This window comes from Rhodococcus sp. S3 (assembly GCF_058211795.1).
Map to the genome: position 1 here is coordinate 4544379 of NZ_CM177074.1, position 19685 is coordinate 4564063.

Consider the following 19685-nt stretch of genomic DNA (forward strand, 5'->3'; position numbering starts at 1 on the left):
GCCTACAGCCCCAGGTCCTTGGAGATGATTGTCTTCATGACCTCGCTGGTGCCACCGTAGATCCGGGTCACGCGGGTGTCGGCGTAGAGCCGGGCGATCGGGTACTCGGTGATGTAGCCGTAACCGCCGTGCAGCTGCAGGCACTTGTCGATGACGCGACCGGAGACCTCGGTGCAGAACAGCTTGGCGCGGGCCGCATCGGCGACCGTCAGTTCCTTGCGGTCGAGCAGTTCGAGGCAGTGGTCGACGTAGACACGCGCGGCCTGGGTCTCGGCCGAGCATTCGGCGAGCACGAACTTCGTGTTCTGGAACGAGGCGACGGGCTTGCCGAAGACCTTGCGCTCCTTGGTGTATGCGATTGCGTGTGCGATGGCAGCCTCGGCGAAGCCGACCTGGTTCAGGGCGATACTCAGACGCTCCTGCGGCAGGTTGTGGGTGAGGTACCCGAAGCCCGCGCCTTCCTCGCCGAGGAGGTTCTCGACCGGCACCTTGACGTCGGTGTACGACAGTTCGGCGGTGTCCTGCTGGTGCAGACCGATCTTGTCGAGCTTGCGACCGACGGCGAAGCCCTCGCTGTCGGTGGGCACCGCGATGATCGACAGGCCGCCGCGGCGGTTCTCGGGGTCGAACGGGCTCGTGCGGCAGACCGTCAGAATGAGGTCGGCGGTGACGCCGCCGGTGATGAAGGTCTTCGCGCCGTTGATGATGTAGTGCTTTCCGTCCTCGGACAGCTTCGCCGAGGTCGCGATGTTGGCGAGGTCGGAGCCGGTGCCGGGCTCGGTCATCGCGATCGCGGTCATGATCGAGCCGTCGGCGAAGCCGGGCAGCCAGCGCTGCTTCTGCTCCTCGGTCGCGTACTCGAGCAGGTAGGGCAGGATCAGGCAGGCGTGCACGGTGTAGGAGCCGAACGAGACTCCGGCGCGCGCAACCTCTTCGAAGACGATCGTGTTGAACTTGAAGCTCGACTCGCCGCCTCCGCCGTACTCCTCGGGGACCTGGATGCCCAGGATGCCGAGTTCGCCCAGCCGGCGGAAGAAGTCGCGGGGCGGACGACCCATCTCGTCCCATTCCTCGCGATGCGGCGCGACCTCACGTTCGATGAAGTCGCGCACCATCTTCCGGAACTGCTCGTGTTCTTCGGTGAAGATCGTCCGCTGCATGGTTTGTCCTCCGGGGGTGGGGGGAAGGAGAGGGAAAGGTCAGTTGCCGGTGAAGTCGCCGGTGCGTCGTTCGAGGAACGCCGAGAGGGCTTCGCGGTGGTCCTCGCTGTGGTGTGAGAGCGCCTGGAGGGAGGCCGACAGTTCGAGGAGCGTGTCGAGATCGACGCGCTGGCCCTCGCGCAGGAGCTTCTTCGTCATGCGCAGTGCGTTCGGGGGGTTGACGGCGACGCGAGCGGCGAGCGCGTTCGCGGCGTCGAGGAGCTGTTCGGGTTCGACGACCTGCGAGACCATGCCCCAGTCGAGGGCGGTCGCGGCGTCGACGCGGTCGCCGGTGAAGGCCATCTCGGCGGCGCGCGCCGCACCGACCGCGCGCGGCAGCAGCCAGGCGCCGCCGTCGCCGGGGATGATGCCGAGCTTGACGAAGCTCTCCGCGAAGAATGCCTTCGACGAGGCGATCCGCATGTCGCACATCATCGCGAGGTCGCAGCCGGCGCCCACGGCGGGTCCGTTGACGGCGGCGATGATCGGGACCTCGCAGTGGTAGATGGCCCGGGGCAGGCGCTGGATGCCGCGGCGGTAGCCCTCGCGCAGGGCGTGGGGTGCGCCGCCGAACATGCCGCGACGCTCGTCCATGTCCTTGACGTTGCCGCCGGCGGAGAAGGCCGATCCGGCGCCGGTGAGGATGACGACGCGGGTGTCGATGTCGCGGTTGGCCTCCTCGACGAGTTCGACGAGACGGTCGACGACGTCGTCACCCGAGATCGGGTTGCGCGCCCCCGGAAGGTTGATCGTCCAGGTCACGACGTTTCCGTCGCGCGTGCTCAGTACGACGTCCTGCGAAGTTGCCATTGCGGTCGCGGTCCTTCCGGTAGCCAGTGTGGCTCGCACCATAATTTGGTCGAACGATCGTTCAAATTACGGGGCGGGTCGCATCCTGTAAAGACCGAACAGGCTCGTGCCTCAGTCGGGCAGGCTCACGTTCGATTCGGCGATTCTTATGGCCACTTCCTCCGGGAAGATGTTCCGGAAGACGAAGGGATCGCGGCCGAGCACCCAACCCGGTGCCAGCGCGGTCGCGTAGCGCTCGAAATATCCGAGCTGCTTCCCGAACAACACGAGCTCCTCGGGAGTCGACGTGTTCCATTTGCGTCCGAGCGAGACGAGCGCGCCGATCAGTTCGCTGAGCCGCAACTCCCCCACGTCCTGACCGAGCAGCGGACCGAAGATCTCGGCAACCTGCCGGCCCACCGCCGCGTCGTCGACGTCGAGGTCGGCGGCGACACCGAGCGCCCGCACGCTCTGCGCGACCGCCGTGAAGTCGCCGTCGAGCAGGGCGGCACGGAACAGCGCCCGCAGCAGCGCGCGCCACTTCTCGGGCAGTTCGCCGACGATGCCGAAGTCGAGCAGCGCGACCCGTCCGTCGTCGAGCAGCCAGAGATTGCCCGCGTGCACGTCGCCGTGGAACGGGCCGTGACAGAGCACCGCCTCCATCCACACCTTCACCCCGCGGCGCACGAGCAGGGAGGTGTCGAGATCGTCCTGGCCCGGCACCACCCGGTCGACGGGCTTGCCCTGCAGGCGTTCCATGCAGATCACCCGCGGACCGCACCACTGCCAGTACACCTCGGGCACCGTGACGAAGGTGTTGTCACCGAAGGCGGAGATGTTGCGGCGGAAGCGATCCTGACGATCCGCTTCGACCGCCGCGTTGAGCTCGGTCATCGTCGCGTCGTAGAGATCGCGGATGATCCCCGGAGTGTTCGCGATGCGGAAGAACTCGAAGAGCTGCAGCAGCTTCGCGCCCATGTAGGCGGCGCGCAGATCGACGAGCATGCGGTGCGCGATCCCCGGCCGCTGCACCTTCACCACGGCCCGGCGGCCGTCGCGCAGCACGCACCCGTGCACCTGGGCGACGGACGCCGCGGCGAGCGGCACGTCGTCGAACGACTCGAACATCTCGTCGATGCGGTGTCCGAGATCCTCCTCGATCACCGCACGGGCCTGTTCGGAGGGGAAGGTCGGCACATCGTCGAGCATGCGCAGGCACGCGTCGGCGAGGACCGCGGGGAACAGTCCGGGCGACGATGCGATGAGCTGTCCCAGCTTCACGAAGGTCGGCCCGAGATGCTCGAAGGCGTCGACGGTGCCGTGCGCGGCCGCTTCGACGACGCTGTGCTGCCGGGGCCGGACGGTCCACCGCAGCACCGCCCACACCACGAAAGCGATCAGGACGGCGGCGACGACCACGGCCCGTCCGAGCTCGGCCGGCCCGAACCGGTCGAGCGGAGGCCGCTCGACGTCCAGGGCACCGGGTGGAAGACCGTCGGCGAAGGGGCCGACGGAGCCGTTGCGCTCGGGCCTGCTGTGGCCCTGCGCTCCGGATACGCCTTCGCGCAGCGTGTACTCGTGCACGACCTGTCCCCACTCCGTCCACCACGCGCTCACCTCGGCGCGACTTCGTGCACGGTACCTGCATCCGGCGCCCCGATCGAGACCCGACGATCATCTGTCTTCTGTCGGTGCCCCCGACTACTCTCTGACGGGTAGCGGATTCGGGTCCGACCAGCCGGGGGTATCGCGCTCATGACCGAACAACTGCTCGAAGAATCTGCCGGTTCGACATCGACGTCGACCGATTTCATGGAACTCGCCGAGCCGTTCCGTCGCGAACTGCTCGCCCACTGTTATCGCATGAGCGGGTCGCTGCACGATGCGGAAGACCTGGTCCAGGAGACCTATCTGCGCGCCTGGCGCGGTTACGAGAACTTCGGGGGCCGCTCCTCACTGCGCACGTGGTTGCACCGTATCGCCACCAACGTGTGCCTGACGGCGCTCGAAGGTCGTAGCCGCCGGCCGTTGCCCACCGGGCTCGGCGCGCCCAGTTCCGATCCCACCGACGATCTGGTCACCCGCCCCGAGGTGCCGTGGCTCGAGCCGTTCCCCGTGGGGTATGCCACCGACGATCCGTCGGATCCCGCCACCATCGCGGCATCCCGCGATTCCGTCCGCCTCGCGTTCGTCGCTGCTCTGCAGCACCTGTCCGCACGCCAGCGCGCGGTCCTGCTGCTCCGCGAGGTCCTGCAGTGGCGCGCCACCGAGGTCGCGGCCGCACTCGACACGTCGACGGCGGCGGTCAACAGTCTTCTGCAACGGGCACGTGCGCAGTTGAAGGACGCCCAGGTCCGCGACGACGACCTCGCCGAACCCGACAGCGCCGAGACCAAGGCACTGCTGCAGCGCTGGGTCGACGGCTTCGAGAAGTACGACATCGATTCGCTCGTCGAGATGCTCACCCAGGACGCCGTCTGGGAGATGCCGCCCTTCGAGGGCTGGTACCAGGGCCCCGACGCGATCGTCTCCCTCATCAAGCACAAGTGCCCCGCGAAGGGCCCCGGCGACCAGGTACTGCTTCCCACCGTGGCCAACGGCCAGCCGGCATTCGGGCTGTACATGCGAGGGGAGGACGGCCGCCACCACCCTTTCCAACTGCAGGTGCTCGACATCGTCGACGGTAGGGTCACGCACGCCACCGTCTTCTTCTCCGACGACACCACAGCCTTGTTCGCCCGGTTCGGGCTGCCGGAGGACCCGGCAGCCCGCTGAACAACACGGTAGGGCCTACGCGGTGGTGTTCTCCTCGGCATCCTCCGGTGCCCACGCCTGCGACGCGGCAGCCATATCCATCCACATGACCTCCCAGACGTGGCCGTCGAGGTCGCGGAAGGCCCGTTGATGGGCGAAGTCCCCCATCTCCTCCTGCGTCTTCTGCGCGCCGGCCGTCACCCACTCGCTGCCACCGGCCGCGAGCGCGCCGTCGACGATCGCGTCGACACCCTCCCGGCTGTCGGCCGACACACACATCAGCGCCTCGCGGGCCTTCGTGGTGTCGCAGATGTCGTCGTTGATGAAGTCGCGGAATCGCGGCTTCTCGAGCAACATCACGTAGGTCTGCTCGTTGATCTCCAGGCACGCGGTGTTCTCGTCGCAGAACATCTCGTTGAAGGTGAATCCGAGCTTGTCGAAGAATGCACGGGAGGCGGCGACGTTCTCGACGGCGAGGTTGACGAACAGCATGCGCGACATGGTTTCTCCTGTGTTCGGCTCGTCCTGTACGGGACGCGGTCCGGATGTCACGGATACAGACCGGCCGCCCCGCGAGAACTCATCGCGCACCCGGAGATTTCTCGGAGCGATGTGGTCGTCACTGCTTGCCGAGCATCCAGACCGGGCCCGTGATCAGCCAGATCACCGTGATCGTGGCGAGGGTGGGGAAGATTCCGTACAGCGCCGAGGTCTGTTCGCCGTTCGCGACGGTCGACCCGAGTCCGAGTACGGCGGCCGCGCTGATCCCGGCCGCGAGCAGCCATCGCCCGAAGTCCGCACATTCCTTGCGGAAGGCCTCCGGGCCTTCCTTCGGAGCGCGTTCCGGTTTCGCACCACCCGCGAAGTGGTAGGCGAACCGCCGGTCGGCCCACCGGACGATGCTCGGTCCGAAGGCGACACTCACACCGAGATAGATGCCGGCCACACGGTGGATCCAGCCGACCTCCGCGCCGTTGTGCAGATCCACGGCGACGGCCGCGAGCAGGACGACATCGATCAGCGGGATCAGGGCGAGCAGCACCGCACCCGTCCTGCCGAGCCGGAGCAGGTACCGGAACACGAGTCCGGCCGCGAGCACGACCCAGAACGCGATCTCGCATCCGACGATGAAGGCGGCGATGTGGCTGAACATGACCTCAGAATCGCGCGCACATCCCTGTGCGCGCGTCGCCCGATGGGCGACAGATGCCTCATCACTTCGGGTGACGCCGACCCTGATTCTCTCCCGGTTGTGGTCGAATCGTTCCCGTGGACAACCGTGAATCCGAGATTCGAGTGGGATTCGTGAACCCGCGCTACAACTCCCTGCTCGTCGCCCTCGCGTACTTTGCGGGTGGCGCACTGTTGTACGCCCTGGATCTCGGTGTGCTCGTCGAGGACCGCTCGCCGCAGCCGCTGTGGGTGTGGCTCGTTCTGCTCGCCTGCGTGTGTGCACCGATGACGATGCGCCGCACGCGACCGCTTCTCGCACTCCTGGTGGGCACGGTTCCGGTGCTGATCGACCTCGTCGTCGGCCCTTCTCTGCCGGTCTGGATCGCATACGGCGACCTGCTGTATGCCGCAGCGCTCTTCGGTTCGGCGCGGACCAGCCGATTCCTCGAACGCGCCCCGGTGGTCCCGATCGTCGTCGGCGCCGTCGCGCTCGGTGTGTACTTCCAGGACCTGCGCATCGCGGTGTGGGCCGTGTCGATCGCCGCGCTCGTGATCGTCGTCCCGATCTGGTGGGCCCGATCCGTCCGCACACATCGGGACGCCGCCGAGATCGAACGGGCACGCGCCGAGGCCCTCTCGCGGGTCGCGGAACTGGACCGTCGCGCCGCCATCACCACCGAGCGGCAGCGTCTGGCCCGCGACCTGCACGACGTGGTGGCGGGGCACCTGTCGTCGATCGCGATCCAGAGCGAGGCCGCGCTCCGTCTCCGCGAGTCCGATCCCGACAGAGCGCTGACCGTGCTCGAGTCCGTACGCTCCGGCAGCGTGGCCGCCCTGCAGGAGATGCAGTCGATGGTGCGCCTGCTGCGCAGCGACGACACCGACGACGAGATCACCACGGCGGGTCGCCTCGCCGACCTCGAACCGCTCACCGCATCCGCACGCGCCGCCGGCACCTCCGTCCGGATCGACGGTCGTCCTCCCGCAGACCTCGACGCGGAGGTCGATCTCACGGCCTACCGCATCGTCCAGGAGACTCTGACGAACGCGGTCAAGCATGCACCGGGACGGCCGGTGACCCTTCGTTTCGACGACACCGACGGCCGGCTCGGGATCGAGGTGGTGAACCCCATCGGAGACCCGGACATCGCAGGTCCGTCACCGGCCCGCGGCGCCGGGCACGGCCTGCGCAATATCGCCGAGCGCGCCGCCGCGGTGGGCGGGCACGCCCGCTCCGGTCGCGACGGGAACGAATGGAGGACATACGTGCAACTGCCGCTCGCGAACAGGAGTACGACGTGACGATCAGGGTGCTGCTCGCCGACGACCACAGCGCCATCCGCGCGGGCCTGCGACTCCTGCTCGACACGAGCGAGGACATCGAGGTGGTGGGCGAAGCCGCCGACGGCGCCGTCGCAGTGTCGCAGGCCCGCGCGCTCGCCGCGGATGTCGTCCTCATGGACATCCGCATGCCGCACGTCGACGGGATCGCCGCGACCCGCACCATCACCGAGGAGACGAGCGCCCGGGTGCTGGTGCTGACGAGTTTCGAGATCGACGAGTACGTCTTCGAGAGTCTTCGTGCCGGGGCGGCCGGATATCTCCTCAAGACCGCCTCGGCGGATGCCATGCTCGACGCGATCAGGGCGGTGCACTCCGGGGAGTCCGTGCTCTCACCGCAGGTCACGCGAACCGTCATCGACGCGTTCGTCTCGAAAACGACTCGGCGGGAGGATGTTCCGGACGGTCCGGATTTCGATGCCCTCACCGCACGCGAACAGGAGGTCTTCGCGTGTCTCGGAGAGGGACTGTCGAACCGCCAGATCGCCACCCGCCTCGGCATCGGTGAGAACACGGCGAAGACACACGTCGCCCGGGTGCTCCACAAACTCGGGCTGCAATCGCGGATCCAGGCGGCCATCCTCGCCCGGGACATGCCCGATCATCGGCTCTAGGATCGGGGCCCGATCATCGGCTCTAGGATCGGGGATGCACCAGGAATCGACAACCGACTCCGAAAGCGCGGGAAAAGAAATGACCGGCAATTCCGATCACGACGACCTGCTGCTCAGCGACGCCGAACGTATGCACGCGTTGAACGCACTCGGCGAACACTACGCCGCGGGCCGGCTCGACAGCGCCGAGTTCTACGAACGATCCGGGGAGATATCTTCGGCGCGAACGTTTTCGGCGTTGCTCCCGTCGTTCCGGGGACTGCCCGGCGGTGTTCCTCTCGAACAGGTCGACGGGCACATCCGGATGATCCCCGACTCCTCGGCACCGGCGGTCCGCCACGACAGCTCTCCTACGGCGGCACCCCAGTCCCCGGAGGACGAGCTGGCCTCGCTCCGCGAACGCGGCAGCATGGTCGAGACGCTGGACTGGATCATCATCGGCGTCACGCTCGTGACCTTCCTCGTCCTGCAGATCGCTCTCGACTGGAGCTACGCGTGGATCGTGTGGCCGTCGCTGATCGTCACGCTCAGCGTTCCGCGGTTGATCCTGAAGTACAGCGACGACGACGAGAAGGTCTACGAAGAGCTCAAGAAGTCGGAGGCCGCCGAGCGGAAGAAGCGGCTCGAGGAGGCGTCGAAGCGGATCCGGGAACTCGAGGGTCGTCGCGGTCCGGAGACGCCACGCAGCTGAAGCGACGGGTCACCGTGAACCTGGGTGAACCGCTCCCCGATTGCTCTTTCCTGCGCTGTTCCTGGTAGAAGCAAGGAATGGCAATCGAGACCGCTCAGTTCACCGTCGACCGTCCGGGTCGTTTCATGGGCGTCGGCATCGAGGTCGCCGACGACGCGTCGGTCTCGGTCACCCAGTCCGTCGGATCGCACCTCTTCGACCACCGCGGGCAGACCACGCTCGCCTCCATCGGCGTCTTCGCCGACGTCGCCGCGGGGGCACCCGCCGGTATCGCCCGGTTCGCGGAGACCGGTGAGCGCCCGCAGACCGTGTTGTCGCACGTGACGGCGACGCTCGCCCACCCCTTCCCCGCCTCGGGCGCCCTCGTCGGTCACGGCAGCAGCCTGTTCTTCGACGCGTCCACCGCCGTGTCGGGCACCGACGTGCGCGACGAGCAGGGTGCTCTCGTCGCGCACCTGGTCGGGCGCTCCATCGTCGTCGGGCGCACGCCGATGGAACTCGGCGCCGAGGCATCGGAGGCCGTGCCGGAGCGGGACGAGCCGGAACCGTGGTCCGATGCGGCGATCCTGACCGAACTGCCCGGCCTCGACATCGTCACGGGCATCTCCACCGGGACTCTTCCGCGCGGACCGCTCGCCGGACTGCTCGGACTCGAGGTGACGGTCGCCGAGCGCGGCCTCGTGCAGGCCCGGCTGTCGCCGCGCGAGTGGATGGCCAACGTGATCGGTTCGGTGCAAGGCGGTGTGCTCGTGTCGATGGCGGAGGCCGTCACCGGCCTGGCCGCGCAGACACTGACCGGCATCGATCAGGACTACCGCGTGCTGGAGATCGGTCTCGATTACCTCCGCTCCCCGGCAGTACCCGGGCCGGTCATCGAACTGCGGTCCGACGCGGTGCGGGCCGGACGGCGACTCGCGTCCTTCGAGACGACGCTGTGCGCCGCCGACGGCACCGTCTACGTGCGCGCGCACGCCAACGTCCAGCTGTTCCCCCGCGCGTAACGGGTTCGCAGGAATCTCCCAGCCTTCTCGCACCGTGTCTCGAGCGTCCGGACGGACGATGGTCGGAACGAGGACGCACGGAGGAGAGATCATGAACGAGGACGTCGAGGCGAGCCGCAGACGTGTCAGCCGCCGACGGGCGTTGGCGCTCGGCGGAACGATCGGCTTGGGTGGGCTGATCGCGGCGGCGTGCGGCACGGACGAATCGGCCACCACCGCGACGACCGGCACCGCATCGGCGGTGACCACCACGACACCCACCGCGACCGGCATCGACGCACAGCTCGTCGCGATGCTGGACGACGCACCGAGCTGTGTGATGAGTGCCGAGGTGACGCAGGGACCGTACTGGTTCGACGTCGACTCCATCCGCCGCGACATCGTCGAGGACCGGCCAGGCCTCCCCCTCACGCTGGCAGTGCGGGTGCAGGATCTCGCGAACTGCGATCCCGGTGGGTCCGCGGCTCCGATCTCGAACGCCGTTGTCGAGATCTGGCACTGCGACGCCGGGGGCGAGTACTCGGGCTTCGAATCGGGCACGGCCTTCCCCGGTGGACCGGTTCCGCCGGCCGGTGGGAGTCCACCCGAGGGGATGACACCGCCGGAGGGCATGCAGCCGCCCGCCGGGATGGGTCCGCCGCCCGGGGCGCCAGGAGCACCGGAGGCACCGGGTTCCGGGGAGACCTCCGACGGCTCGTACAGCTCGGGAGACGTGGAGGCCACGACCACCGACGACGGCACCTACCTGCGCGGCGCGCAGGTGACGAACGCCGACGGCATCGTCTTCTTCGACACGATCTATCCCGGCTGGTACCGCGGCCGCACCGTGCACATCCACCTGAAGGTGCACATCGACCGGTCGACGGTGCTCACCACGCAGCTGTACTTCGACGACGCGCTCACCGACGAGATCTTCTCCACCGTCGAGCCGTACACCGAGCACAGCGGCCGCGACACCCGCAACGACACCGACTCGATCCACGACCCGACGGGGACGACCGTCACCGCACGTCAGGGCGACCGGGTCCTCGCCGCGGTCAACGTGGGTGTCGACGTCTGATCACCCCGTTCGGCGCGCGGCCGTCACCGCCGCCGCGCCGAGTCTCGGGAACCGGCCGTCGGAGATCGTGGTGAAGGTGTTGCCCATGCGGTTGGTGACGAACGCGACCGACAGTCCGGTCTCCGGGTCGGCGAACGCTCCCGAGCCGCCGAACCCGTAGTGCCCGACCGACCGCAGCGGCTGCTGCCGCAGGGCGACCCAACCCGGGTGGTAACCCAGCCGCCAATTGGGCCGGATACCGAGGACGTAGTCGCGTCGCCGGGTCTGCACTTCGAGCAACTGGTCGACGGTGTCCTCCTTCAACAGGCGGGCACCGTCGATCGCTCCGCCGTTCGCGATCGCCGCATACATGCGGGCCAGGGCCCGCCCGGTGAACACACCGTTCCATCCCGGCATGACGGCGTCGTGCGCGGACGGACTGCGCATCAGCTCGTCGAAGCCCTCCGCCATGCCCGCCTCGGCGAGACCCCGCACGCCCGGCGCGCGCGACAGCACCGCCGACGCCGTCGTCCACGGTGCCGGCAGGAAGTTGACCTTGGGGAACACCCGGGCGATGCGGTGCCGCTGGTCCTCGGGCACGTGGTACCAGAATTCGTCCGTGCCGAGCGGCTCGGCGATCTCGGTGCGCACGAGTTCCTGGAAGGGCACCCCGGTCACGCGCGATGCGACCTCGGCGACGAGGTTGCCGTAGGTGACGGCGTGATAACCCGGCCCGTGGAAGCGTCGCGGATCGGGTGGGGAGGCGGCGAGCGCGGCGGCCACCGCCTCGGAATCGAGCAGTCCCTCCCGGCCGGGCACGAGCCCGCGCGACTTGTGCAGTCCGGCGCGGTGCGACATGAGCTGTCGCAGCGTGATCGTCTCCTTGCCGGCCGCGGCAAACTCCGGCCAGTACTCGGCCACGGCCGCGTCGTAGTCGAGCAGGCCACGCTCGGCGAGGCGATGCACCACCGTGCTGGCCACCCCCTTGCCGGTGGAGAACGACAGCACGACGGTGTCGCGGGTCCACCGTTTGTCGCGTGCGGCCCAGCCCGCCCAGATGTCGAGGACGGGTTCGCCGTGCAGGTAGCAGGCGAGAGCACCGCCGCCCTGGCTCGGCTTGTAGAACATCCGGAAGAACAGATCCGCGACAGGCATGAAGCGGGGATCGACCAGCATCTGTGTCGACGGGGTCGCCGCGGGCGGCTCCGTCGTGGAACCTTCGGTCATGAGGGCGATGTTAGGAGTATGTAAACGCTCCCGAGGGTGTTCTCCCACTTCCACGGCGGTCCGCTCCGCGGGCGACTGCACGACCTGCCCATCCGGTGTAAGGATGGGGAGCATGACCCTCGCGCAGAACTCGGAGATTCGCTCCGGCATCGATCTCGGACACGTCGACGAACGGGTCCGCCCCCAGGACGACCTCTTCGAACACGTGAACGGCCGATGGCTCGCCGAACACGAGATCCCCGCCGACCGCGCGCTCGACGGAGCCTTCCGCACGCTCGCCGACAAGGCCGAGGTCGACGTGCGGACCATCATCGAAGAAGCCGCGGCGTCCGGCGCCGAGCCGGGCACCGACGCCCAGAAGATCGGCGACCTGTACACCTCGTTCATGGACACCGCGACGATCGAGGCCGCCGGTCTCGATCCGATCCGCGAGGAACTCGGGGCGGTCTCCGGGGCTGCCGACCGTGCCGCGCTCGCGGCGGTGCTGGGCCGGTTGCAGCGCGCCGGCGTGACGGGTGCGCTCGCGCACTACGTCGACACCGATTCGAAGAACTCCGAGCGCTATCTCATGCACGTCTCGCAGGGCGGGCTCGGTCTGCCCGACGAGTCGTACTACCGCGAGGACCGCTACGCCGAGATCCGCGATCAGTACACCGCCCACATCGGCCGGATGTTCGCCCTCGCCGACCTGCCCTACGACGCGGCGACGGTGGTCGCGCTCGAGACGAAGCTGGCCGCCGGGCACTGGGACGTCGTCAAGCGTCGCGACGCCGACCTGAGTTACAACCTGCTCACCCTCGACTCGCTGCTCACCGACCTTCCGCAGTTCGACTGGACAGGATGGATCACCGCGACCGGTGCGACGACCGACCAGTGGGCCGAGATCGTCGTCCGTCAGCCGAGCTTCCTCGAGACGTTCGCGACGCTGTGGGCCGACGAGGACCTCGACGACTGGAAGGCCTGGGCGGTGTGGCGGGTGCTGCGCGCGCGGGCTCCGTATCTGTCCGAGGCGTTCGTCGACGAGAACTTCGCGTTCTACGGCCGCACGCTCACCGGCACGCAGGAGATCCGCGACCGCTGGAAGCGCGGCGTGTCGCTCGTGCAGGACCTGCTCGGCGAGGCCGTCGGCAAGCTCTACGTCGAACGGCACTTCCCCGCCGAGGCGAAGACGCGCATGCAGGTGCTCGTCGACAACCTCACCGAGGCGTACCGGCAGTCCATCACCGACCTCGAATGGATGAGCCCGGCCACGCGCGAAGCCGCGCTGCGCAAGCTCGAGAAGTTCACGCCCAAGGTCGGCTATCCCGACACCTGGCGCGACTACTCCGCCGTGACGATCACCGCGGACGACGTGGTGGGCAACTACCGCAGCGGCTACGCCGCCGAGTACGACCGAGATCTCGGCAAGCTCGGTGGTCCGGTCGATCGCGGCGAGTGGTTCATGACGCCGCAGACGGTCAACGCCTACTACAACCCGGGGATGAACGAGATCGTCTTCCCCGCCGCGATTCTCCAGCCTCCGTTCTTCGACCTGCACGCCGACGACGCCGCGAACTACGGCGGTATCGGCGCGGTCATCGGGCACGAGATCGGGCACGGCTTCGACGACCAGGGCGCGAAGTACGACGGCGACGGCAATCTGGAGAACTGGTGGACCGATTCGGACCGCGAAGAGTTCGGTAAGCGCACCGCCGCCCTCATCGCGCAGTACGACGCGTTCGAGCCGAAAGCCCTTCCCGGACAACGCGTCAACGGCAGCTTCACGATCGGCGAGAACATCGGTGACCTCGGCGGCCTGTCGATCGCGTTGAAGGCCTACGAGATCGCGCTCGACGGCAAGCCCGCGCCCGTCATCGACGGCCTGACCGGGCTGCAGCGCGTGTTCTTCGGATGGGCGCAGGTATGGCGTACGAAGGTTCGTGACGAGGAGGCGTCACGCCGTCTCGCCGTCGACCCGCACTCGCCGCCGGAGTTCCGCTGCAACGGCGTGATCCGCAACATCGACGCGTTCTACGACGCGTTCGAGGTCAGCGAAGGTGACGGGCTGTATCTCGATCCTTCGGAGCGCGTGCGCATCTGGTAGCTCCACGCACGACACTGCCCCGACGCGGAATGCATCGGGGCAGTGGTCGTTTTCAGGTTTCGTTCTCGGGCTGTCGCCTACCGGATCAGCCGAGGTGCGAGCTCGGCACCGGAACGCCGCGCGCGTGGAACCACGGGATGGGGTCGACCTTGGCGCCGCCCGGCTGCCACACCTCGTAGTGCAGGTGCGGTCCGGTGGACTGGCCGCGGTTGCCCATCGTGGCGATCTGCTCGCCGGCGCGGACGTGCTGGCCGACCGAGACGAGGGACCGGTCGATGTGGCCGTAGACGCCGGTCGTGCCGTCGTCCTGCGCGATGCGCACCCACAGGCCGAAGCCCGAGGCCGGACCGGAGTCGATCACGACACCGTCGGTGACGGAGACGATAGGCGTGCCGATCGAGTTCGCGATGTCGACACCGTTGTGGTTGGTGCCCCAGCGCGGGCCGAAGCCCGAGGTCAGCGTTCCCGCAGCGGGGAAGGCGAGTGCGGGACGACGCGCGGCCTCCTCGCGAGCGGCCTGCTCGGCGGCCTCGCGAGCGATCCGCTCGGCCTCGGCACGCTGCGCCGCCTCCTGGGCAGCGATCGCCTCGGCGACACGCTGCGCTTCCCGCTCGGCGGCGCGGTTCAGCTTCTCGGTGTAGTGCGATGCGTCGACACCGGCGACCTTCAGCACCTGGGGTGCGGTCGAGAGGTTCTCCCCGGCGCCGGTCCATGCGGTGGCGGACTCGACGCGGACCCGGTCACCTGCGGCGTTCGCGACCGTCGTTCCGCCGACGGTGACGGCGCTCGCGAGGACCGCGACTGCCATCCACCTGCCGGCGCGGGTTGCGCGCCGTCGCAGATCGGTGGCTTCTCGGGTGGGGGTGGATTCAGGATTTCGGATCACAGCAGTTTCCTCTGGGACAGGCCCTCGGTAACGAAAGGGTCACGATTCCATCACAGAGTACTTCGACCTTTGACGACCTGAGCGTGTCGCCTTGACTCCAAACCGACCGGTATCGGACAAAAAGCGCCCGATTTGCCCTACTCGATTCACATCGACACCATCGACCTCACGCGTCGGACGCAAAACCGGGGTAAACAGTGAGTGACGTCACGCCATCGGATAACGGGGAAACGATCTCCGAGGGGGTATCGAGGCGGTATCGCGGCCCCAGCCGAGAGAGCCCTACCGCACCGCGAAACGCAGACCGAAATTGTCGAACGTCGCGGGCAGCGGACGCGCCGGATCCGGCTTCATATCCGACACCACGGTGAACTCGGCGGACCGGAGCAGAGTCGCAAGGAAGGTGCTCGCCGCGAACAGCACGATGCTGCGCCCGGGGCACACCGTCGGTCCGGCGCTGAACGGCACGAGCGCGGGATAGCGCTCGGCGCGGCCGTCGAGCCAGATCTCGGGTTCGAAGGTGTCGGCGAACGGCAGGTCGTCGGAGCGGTGGAAGGCCGAGGACAGGATCACGAAGCCCGTACCGGCGGGAATCGTGGAGATTCCACCCGCACCGTCGCTCCACGTGGTCTCTTCCACGGAGTCCCGGAGGATCACCGGAGTGGTCGGCCACAGCCGGGTCGTGTCCAACACGCAGGCCCGCAGGTACTCGTAGACCTGCGGTGTCCCGGCTTCGGTTCCCGACAATTCCGACTCGACGCGCAGACGCTGCTCGGAATGGGTCGACAACACCGCCAGGGTTCGGGCGCTGACCATGCCTGCGGCGTCGAACGCGAACAACCAGTGCGGCATCTGCCCGATCGGGTCGACGGACGCCGGCGCTGCGAGGTCCCGGACCACCCCGGCCAGACTCTGGGACGGAGCCGCCGTGACATGACGGTGCAGGTTCTGGGTGAACCGATCGCGCAGGCGGTGCCGGAGCGGATGCGCGAACGACCAGTTCCCGTTCGAGCGCAGCGTCCACAACTGGTCGGTGATGCTCTCGTCGTCGCGGGCGGCGTCGCCGAACGCGAGTCGCCGAACGAGGCGCCACCAGGTCTTCACGAAATCAGGAGCGTCGAGTTCACCGCGCGACCTCGCGTGCTCGAGCAGATTCTGCGCCTCCTGCTCGATCACGGGAACCCACTCGGCCGCGAGACGGTGCAGGGCGTGTTCCGGTTCGAGGACCGACTCGTTGAACGCGCGTCGCTGGGCGCGGATGTCCCCTCGGGAGATGAGCACACCGTTGGGCTGGAACGGACTGAGTGCGGCCACCTTCTCCTTGTTGGCCGCAGTGAACGACGCCGTGTCGGTGCGCAGGATCCGGTCCACATCCTCGGGCGTCAGGACGATCGCGAGGGTGCGGCCGGGAATCGGCACGACCACCGGTCCGTCACCGTGCCGCTTCCGTAGATCGGCGACCAGGCGGACCACGCCGGCATCGGACTGGTTCTTCTCGAGCAACTTCATCGCCCAACGCCGACGAGCGATCGGTCCCACCGCCACGAACGGCACGGCCACCTGCCCGAGGAGCCGAGCGGCGTCGGTGGGCGAAACGGTCGCGGTCGATGCAGGCACAGGTGCTCCCGGCGTCGGGGGGACAGGACCTATGCAGGCTTCCCGCCGAGAGTGCATCCAAACGTCCGTCCGGACCCGCAGGGGGAGATCACCGCAACCCTGGAACGAGCAGGCGTGCACGGTTCGCGGACAGAAGCACGCCTTCGGACGGTATGCAACTGTCTTCAAGGCGCGCAAACGTTCGGCGCTGCAGTGACAACTACCCGTCCCGATTTCCCCTGCGCCCTATTTTCCGCGCGCCTGCTTGCCGCGAGAGCACCTTGTCGGCCGCTTCCCAGTGCGCATCGAACAGATCGCCACGACCGTCGGAAAACCCTGCGACGGTGTGGAAGTGATCATCGCCGACGACAGCGAGGTGCTAATCCGCGGATACAACGTGATGCAAAGGTCGTCGCGTCGCTCTTTCTCCCCTCGACTCCACCGACCCATCGTCGGCGTGAAGTCACCCATCGGACATTCCGACGATGAACACATCCCGTGCCCGTACCCGAACTTTCCGAGGCTCGAGTACGGGCATGTTGTCGCTTCTGCGGTTACACACATTTCAAGATCGAACACAGCACATCGATCGTCGTCACGTTATCCATCACAAGTCCGAAATGCACGAAAGATCCCCTCGCGACCAACTTTCGAACCCGTGGTTGGATGTGCGGTCGAGATACGGACTCGAGCGCGCGACGCCGCGTGGCGAAGCCGAACTCCATCACAGCCACCGCCTGCCCCGGGAGGAACCATGACCGACATCGAGACGAAGAACTTCTTCACCGATCCGGAACTCGTCGAGGACCCGTACCCCTACTACGACGCCCTGCGCGAGGGATGCCCGGTCACGCGCGAACCCCACCACAACGTCATGATGGTCACCGGCTACGAAGAGGCGATCCAGGTCCTGAGCGACGAGCAGACCTTCTCGTCGTGTATCTCGGTGACCGGCCCGTTCTCCGGCCTTCCGGCCTGCCCCGAGAGCGACGACATCACCGACTTCATCGAGGAGCACCGCCCCTCGCTGCCGATGAACGACCAGCTCCCCACCATGGATCCCCCGCAGCACACCGACCATCGCGGACTGCTGATGCGGCTCATCACGCCCAAGCGACTCAAGGAGAACGAGGCCTTCATCGAGCGCATCGCCGACCGCCTCCTCGACGACCTGCTCGCCCGGGGCGAGGGCGACTACATCACCGGCTTCGCCGCTCCGTTCGCAATGCTCGTCATCGCCGACCTGCTGGGCGTGCCGGAGAGCGACCACCAGGAGTTCATCGAGGGCCTGAACATCCAGGTGGAGAAGGGCTTCTCGCTCGGCAGCACCGAGGGTGAGGCACTGAAGCTCAACCCGCTCGAGTTCCTGTACGAGAAGTTCGGCCAGTACATCGAGGACCGCCGCGCGAACCCCACCGACGACGTGCTGACGGGCCTAGCCACCGCAACCTTCCCCGACGGCACCCTGCCGCCCGTCGACGACGTCCTGCGTATCGCCGCGAACGTGTTCTCCGCCGGCCAGGAGACCACCGTGCGTCTGCTGAGTTCCGCGTTGCGGATCATCGCCGAGCAGCCCGAACTCCAGAAGACCCTGCGCAGCGAGCCCGATCGCATCCCGAACTTCATCGAGGAGACGCTGCGTTTCGAGAGCCCGATCAAGGGCGACTTCCGGCTCGCGAAGACCCCCACCACCGTCGGCGGGGTCGACGTCTCGGCCGGCACGATCATGATGCTGGTCAACGGCGCCGCCAACCGCGACCCGCGCCAGTTCTCCGACCCGAACGAGTTCGACATCGATCGCCGCAACGCACGCACCCACATCGCGTTCGGTCGCGGCGTGCACTCGTGTCCTGGCGCCCCGCTCGCCCGAACCGAAGGACGCGTGGGCATCGCGCGCCTGCTCGAGCGCACCAGCGAGATCCGGATCTCCGAGAAGGTGCACGGCCCCGAGGACGACCGGAAGTTCGGTTACCTGCCGACCTTCATCCTGCGTGGCCTGCTCGCCCTGCACCTCGAGTACACGCCGGCGGAAGGTGAGTCGAAGTGAAGGTCGTCGTCGACGACGACGCCTGCCGCGGACACGGCGTCTGCCTCGCGGCCTGCCCGGAGGTCTTCGACCTGAGCGACGGCGGATACGCCGTCACCCTGATGTCCGAGGTCCCGGCCGAACACCAGGACTCCGTGCGGGAGGCCGCAGGGGGTTGCCCCGAAAGGGCGATCCGGCTCGACTGAGATCAGAGCGCGCCGTTCTTCGACGGGTCCGGCGTCCGGCCTTCCATTCTCCAGCAGAGAATCCACCTCCCGAGCCTCTTGCGGGGAATGACCCGTCTACGGGGGCCGGGTGCGCTCCGATCCCCGCGCTGGTTGTCAGGATGTCTCACGGCCATCCTGACAACCAGCGAATTGCCGCAGCGGATGGCGAGAACGGCAGCGGATTCCCTCCCGGGTGCGCATTCCGACTTGCCTCTTTCCGGCCCCGAATCAGCCGTATCGGGATGAGAGCAAGGTTTCTTTTTCTGATAGCAACAGTCTCGAGTCGGGACGGAAAGCGGAAGGACGGCCCCGCGTTGCCTCCCTACCCTCCGGTACAGTGTCCCCATGTCCACTCCACGCGACACAGGGCGATCCGGGCAGTGACGGGCGCCAGCGAAGAGCCGGCCTGGAAGCAGCGCGCGGTGGAGCGTTCCATCCGGACCGCGAAGCTGCGCGCCGAGCAGCGCGTTCAGCGCTTTCTCGATGCCGCACAGGCGATCATCGCGGAAAAGGGCAGCACCGACTTCACGGTTCAGGAAGTTGTCGACCGGTCGAAGCAGTCGCTTCGCAGCTTCTACCTACAATTCGACGGTAAGCACGAGCTGTTGCTGGCACTCTTCGAGGATGCTCTGAGCCGCTCTGCCGATCAGATCCGTGCCGCTGCCGCCGACGAGAAGGATCCTCTCGATCAGCTGCGCGTCGCAGTGGAACTGCTGTTCGAGTCGTCCCGACCCGATCCGGCGGTCCCGCGACCCCTGTTCACCGACCTCGCGCCGCAGCTGGTGCTCACCCATCCTGCCGAGGTGAAGGTCGCACACGCACCGATGCTCACGCTGTTCACGGAGCTGATGGAGAAGGTCGATGCCGAGGGCAGCCTTCGCGAGGGAACGAACGCGAAGCGAATGGCCGCCATGACAATGCAGACCGTGATGTCCATTGCCCAGTCGAGCGGTGGCGACGACACCACGACCCTTCTCATCTCGGCCGACGAGGTATGGAGTTTCTGCTCGCAGGGATTCGCCGCCCCCTGACGAGAGCA

The 19685-nt window shown here is 67.6% G+C and carries 18 protein-coding genes; 10 read left to right on the forward strand and 8 right to left on the reverse strand.

The window, feature by feature from the left end; genetic code table 11:
* Window positions 1-2: 2 nt before the first annotated feature.
* The 3 genes from AC0LPE_RS20970 to AC0LPE_RS20980 form a co-directional block, all read right to left on the reverse strand.
* Window positions 3-1160 (reverse strand): acyl-CoA dehydrogenase family protein, encoded by a 1158-nt coding sequence (locus AC0LPE_RS20970; RefSeq protein ID WP_016692353.1) that lies wholly within the window; start codon window positions 1158-1160, stop codon window positions 3-5.
* Window positions 1161-1199: 39 nt separating this feature from the next.
* The gene (locus AC0LPE_RS20975; RefSeq protein ID WP_145690877.1) at window positions 1200-2009 is read right to left on the reverse strand and encodes a crotonase/enoyl-CoA hydratase family protein; all 810 of its coding nucleotides are present in this window, start codon (window positions 2007-2009) and stop codon (window positions 1200-1202) included.
* 111 nt (window positions 2010-2120) lie between these two features.
* Window positions 2121-3557, reverse strand: a complete 1437-nt coding sequence (locus tag AC0LPE_RS20980; RefSeq protein ID WP_490606387.1) for an ABC1 kinase family protein — start codon at window positions 3555-3557, stop codon at window positions 2121-2123.
* 186 nt (window positions 3558-3743) lie between these two features.
* Between AC0LPE_RS20980 and AC0LPE_RS20985 the strand changes: the two genes are divergently transcribed.
* On the forward strand, window positions 3744-4763 hold the full coding sequence (locus tag AC0LPE_RS20985; RefSeq protein ID WP_059384084.1) for a sigma-70 family RNA polymerase sigma factor: 1020 nt from the start codon (window positions 3744-3746) through the stop codon (window positions 4761-4763).
* 15 nt (window positions 4764-4778) lie between these two features.
* On the opposite strand, the gene AC0LPE_RS20990 is transcribed toward AC0LPE_RS20985, so the two are convergent.
* Both AC0LPE_RS20990 and AC0LPE_RS20995 read right to left on the reverse strand, forming a co-directional pair.
* A complete protein-coding gene (locus tag AC0LPE_RS20990) occupies window positions 4779-5243 on the reverse strand; it encodes a VOC family protein (RefSeq protein WP_490605153.1) in 465 nt (154 codons plus the stop codon).
* 118 nt (window positions 5244-5361) lie between these two features.
* Window positions 5362-5895 (reverse strand): hypothetical protein, encoded by a 534-nt coding sequence (locus AC0LPE_RS20995; RefSeq protein WP_145690875.1) that lies wholly within the window; start codon window positions 5893-5895, stop codon window positions 5362-5364.
* A 116-nt stretch (window positions 5896-6011) separates the two neighbouring features.
* On the opposite strand from AC0LPE_RS20995, the gene AC0LPE_RS21000 reads away from it, so the two are divergent.
* The 5 genes from AC0LPE_RS21000 (at window position 6012) to AC0LPE_RS21020 (ending at window position 10622) form a co-directional block, all read left to right on the forward strand.
* A complete protein-coding gene (locus AC0LPE_RS21000) occupies window positions 6012-7217 on the forward strand; it encodes a histidine kinase (protein ID WP_160877363.1) in 1206 nt (401 codons plus the stop codon).
* Window positions 7214-7870 carry a response regulator gene (locus AC0LPE_RS21005; RefSeq protein ID WP_145690873.1) on the forward strand — a complete coding sequence of 219 codons (657 nt, stop codon included), beginning with the start codon at window positions 7214-7216 and terminating at the stop codon, window positions 7868-7870. The genes AC0LPE_RS21000 and AC0LPE_RS21005 overlap by 4 nt, the downstream gene beginning before the upstream one ends.
* Before the next feature lie 79 nt (window positions 7871-7949).
* Entirely contained in the window at window positions 7950-8561 is a 612-nt protein-coding gene (locus tag AC0LPE_RS21010; RefSeq protein WP_145690872.1) for a DUF1707 SHOCT-like domain-containing protein, read from the forward strand.
* 77 nt (window positions 8562-8638) lie between these two features.
* Window positions 8639-9562 carry a PaaI family thioesterase gene (locus AC0LPE_RS21015; RefSeq protein ID WP_490605154.1) on the forward strand — a complete coding sequence of 308 codons (924 nt, stop codon included), beginning with the start codon at window positions 8639-8641 and terminating at the stop codon, window positions 9560-9562.
* A gap of 91 nt (window positions 9563-9653) precedes the next feature.
* The gene (locus AC0LPE_RS21020) at window positions 9654-10622 is read left to right on the forward strand and encodes a peptidase associated/transthyretin-like domain-containing protein (protein ID WP_088898375.1); all 969 of its coding nucleotides are present in this window, start codon (window positions 9654-9656) and stop codon (window positions 10620-10622) included.
* Here the strand turns inward: AC0LPE_RS21020 and AC0LPE_RS21025 are convergent, their stop codons facing one another.
* Window positions 10623-11828 carry a serine hydrolase domain-containing protein gene (locus tag AC0LPE_RS21025; RefSeq protein WP_088898308.1) on the reverse strand — a complete coding sequence of 402 codons (1206 nt, stop codon included), beginning with the start codon at window positions 11826-11828 and terminating at the stop codon, window positions 10623-10625.
* Between the two features lie 112 nt (window positions 11829-11940).
* Here AC0LPE_RS21025 and AC0LPE_RS21030 point away from each other — a divergent pair, with 112 nt between their 5' ends.
* Entirely contained in the window at window positions 11941-13911 is a 1971-nt protein-coding gene (locus AC0LPE_RS21030) for a M13 family metallopeptidase (RefSeq protein ID WP_088898309.1), read from the forward strand.
* 85 nt (window positions 13912-13996) lie between these two features.
* Here the strand turns inward: AC0LPE_RS21030 and AC0LPE_RS21035 are convergent, their stop codons facing one another.
* On the reverse strand, window positions 13997-14719 hold the full coding sequence (locus AC0LPE_RS21035; protein WP_088898310.1) for a M23 family metallopeptidase: 723 nt from the start codon (window positions 14717-14719) through the stop codon (window positions 13997-13999).
* Window positions 14720-15079: 360 nt separating this feature from the next.
* A complete protein-coding gene (locus AC0LPE_RS21040; protein ID WP_490605155.1) occupies window positions 15080-16414 on the reverse strand; it encodes a cytochrome P450 in 1335 nt (444 codons plus the stop codon).
* Between the two features lie 733 nt (window positions 16415-17147).
* Between AC0LPE_RS21040 and AC0LPE_RS21045 the strand changes: the two genes are divergently transcribed.
* The 3 genes from AC0LPE_RS21045 to AC0LPE_RS21055 all read left to right on the forward strand — a co-directional run bounded on the left by AC0LPE_RS21045 (window position 17148) and on the right by AC0LPE_RS21055 (window position 19677).
* On the forward strand, window positions 17148-18440 hold the full coding sequence (locus AC0LPE_RS21045; protein ID WP_490605156.1) for a cytochrome P450: 1293 nt from the start codon (window positions 17148-17150) through the stop codon (window positions 18438-18440).
* Window positions 18437-18625: a ferredoxin gene (locus tag AC0LPE_RS21050; RefSeq protein WP_006553751.1), complete on the forward strand. Its 189-nt coding sequence runs from the start codon at window positions 18437-18439 to the stop codon at window positions 18623-18625. Before AC0LPE_RS21045 ends, AC0LPE_RS21050 begins: the two co-directional genes overlap by 4 nt.
* A 401-nt stretch (window positions 18626-19026) precedes the next feature.
* Entirely contained in the window at window positions 19027-19677 is a 651-nt protein-coding gene (locus tag AC0LPE_RS21055; RefSeq protein ID WP_337201729.1) for a TetR/AcrR family transcriptional regulator, read from the forward strand.
* The last annotated feature ends 8 nt before the right edge of the window (window positions 19678-19685 follow it).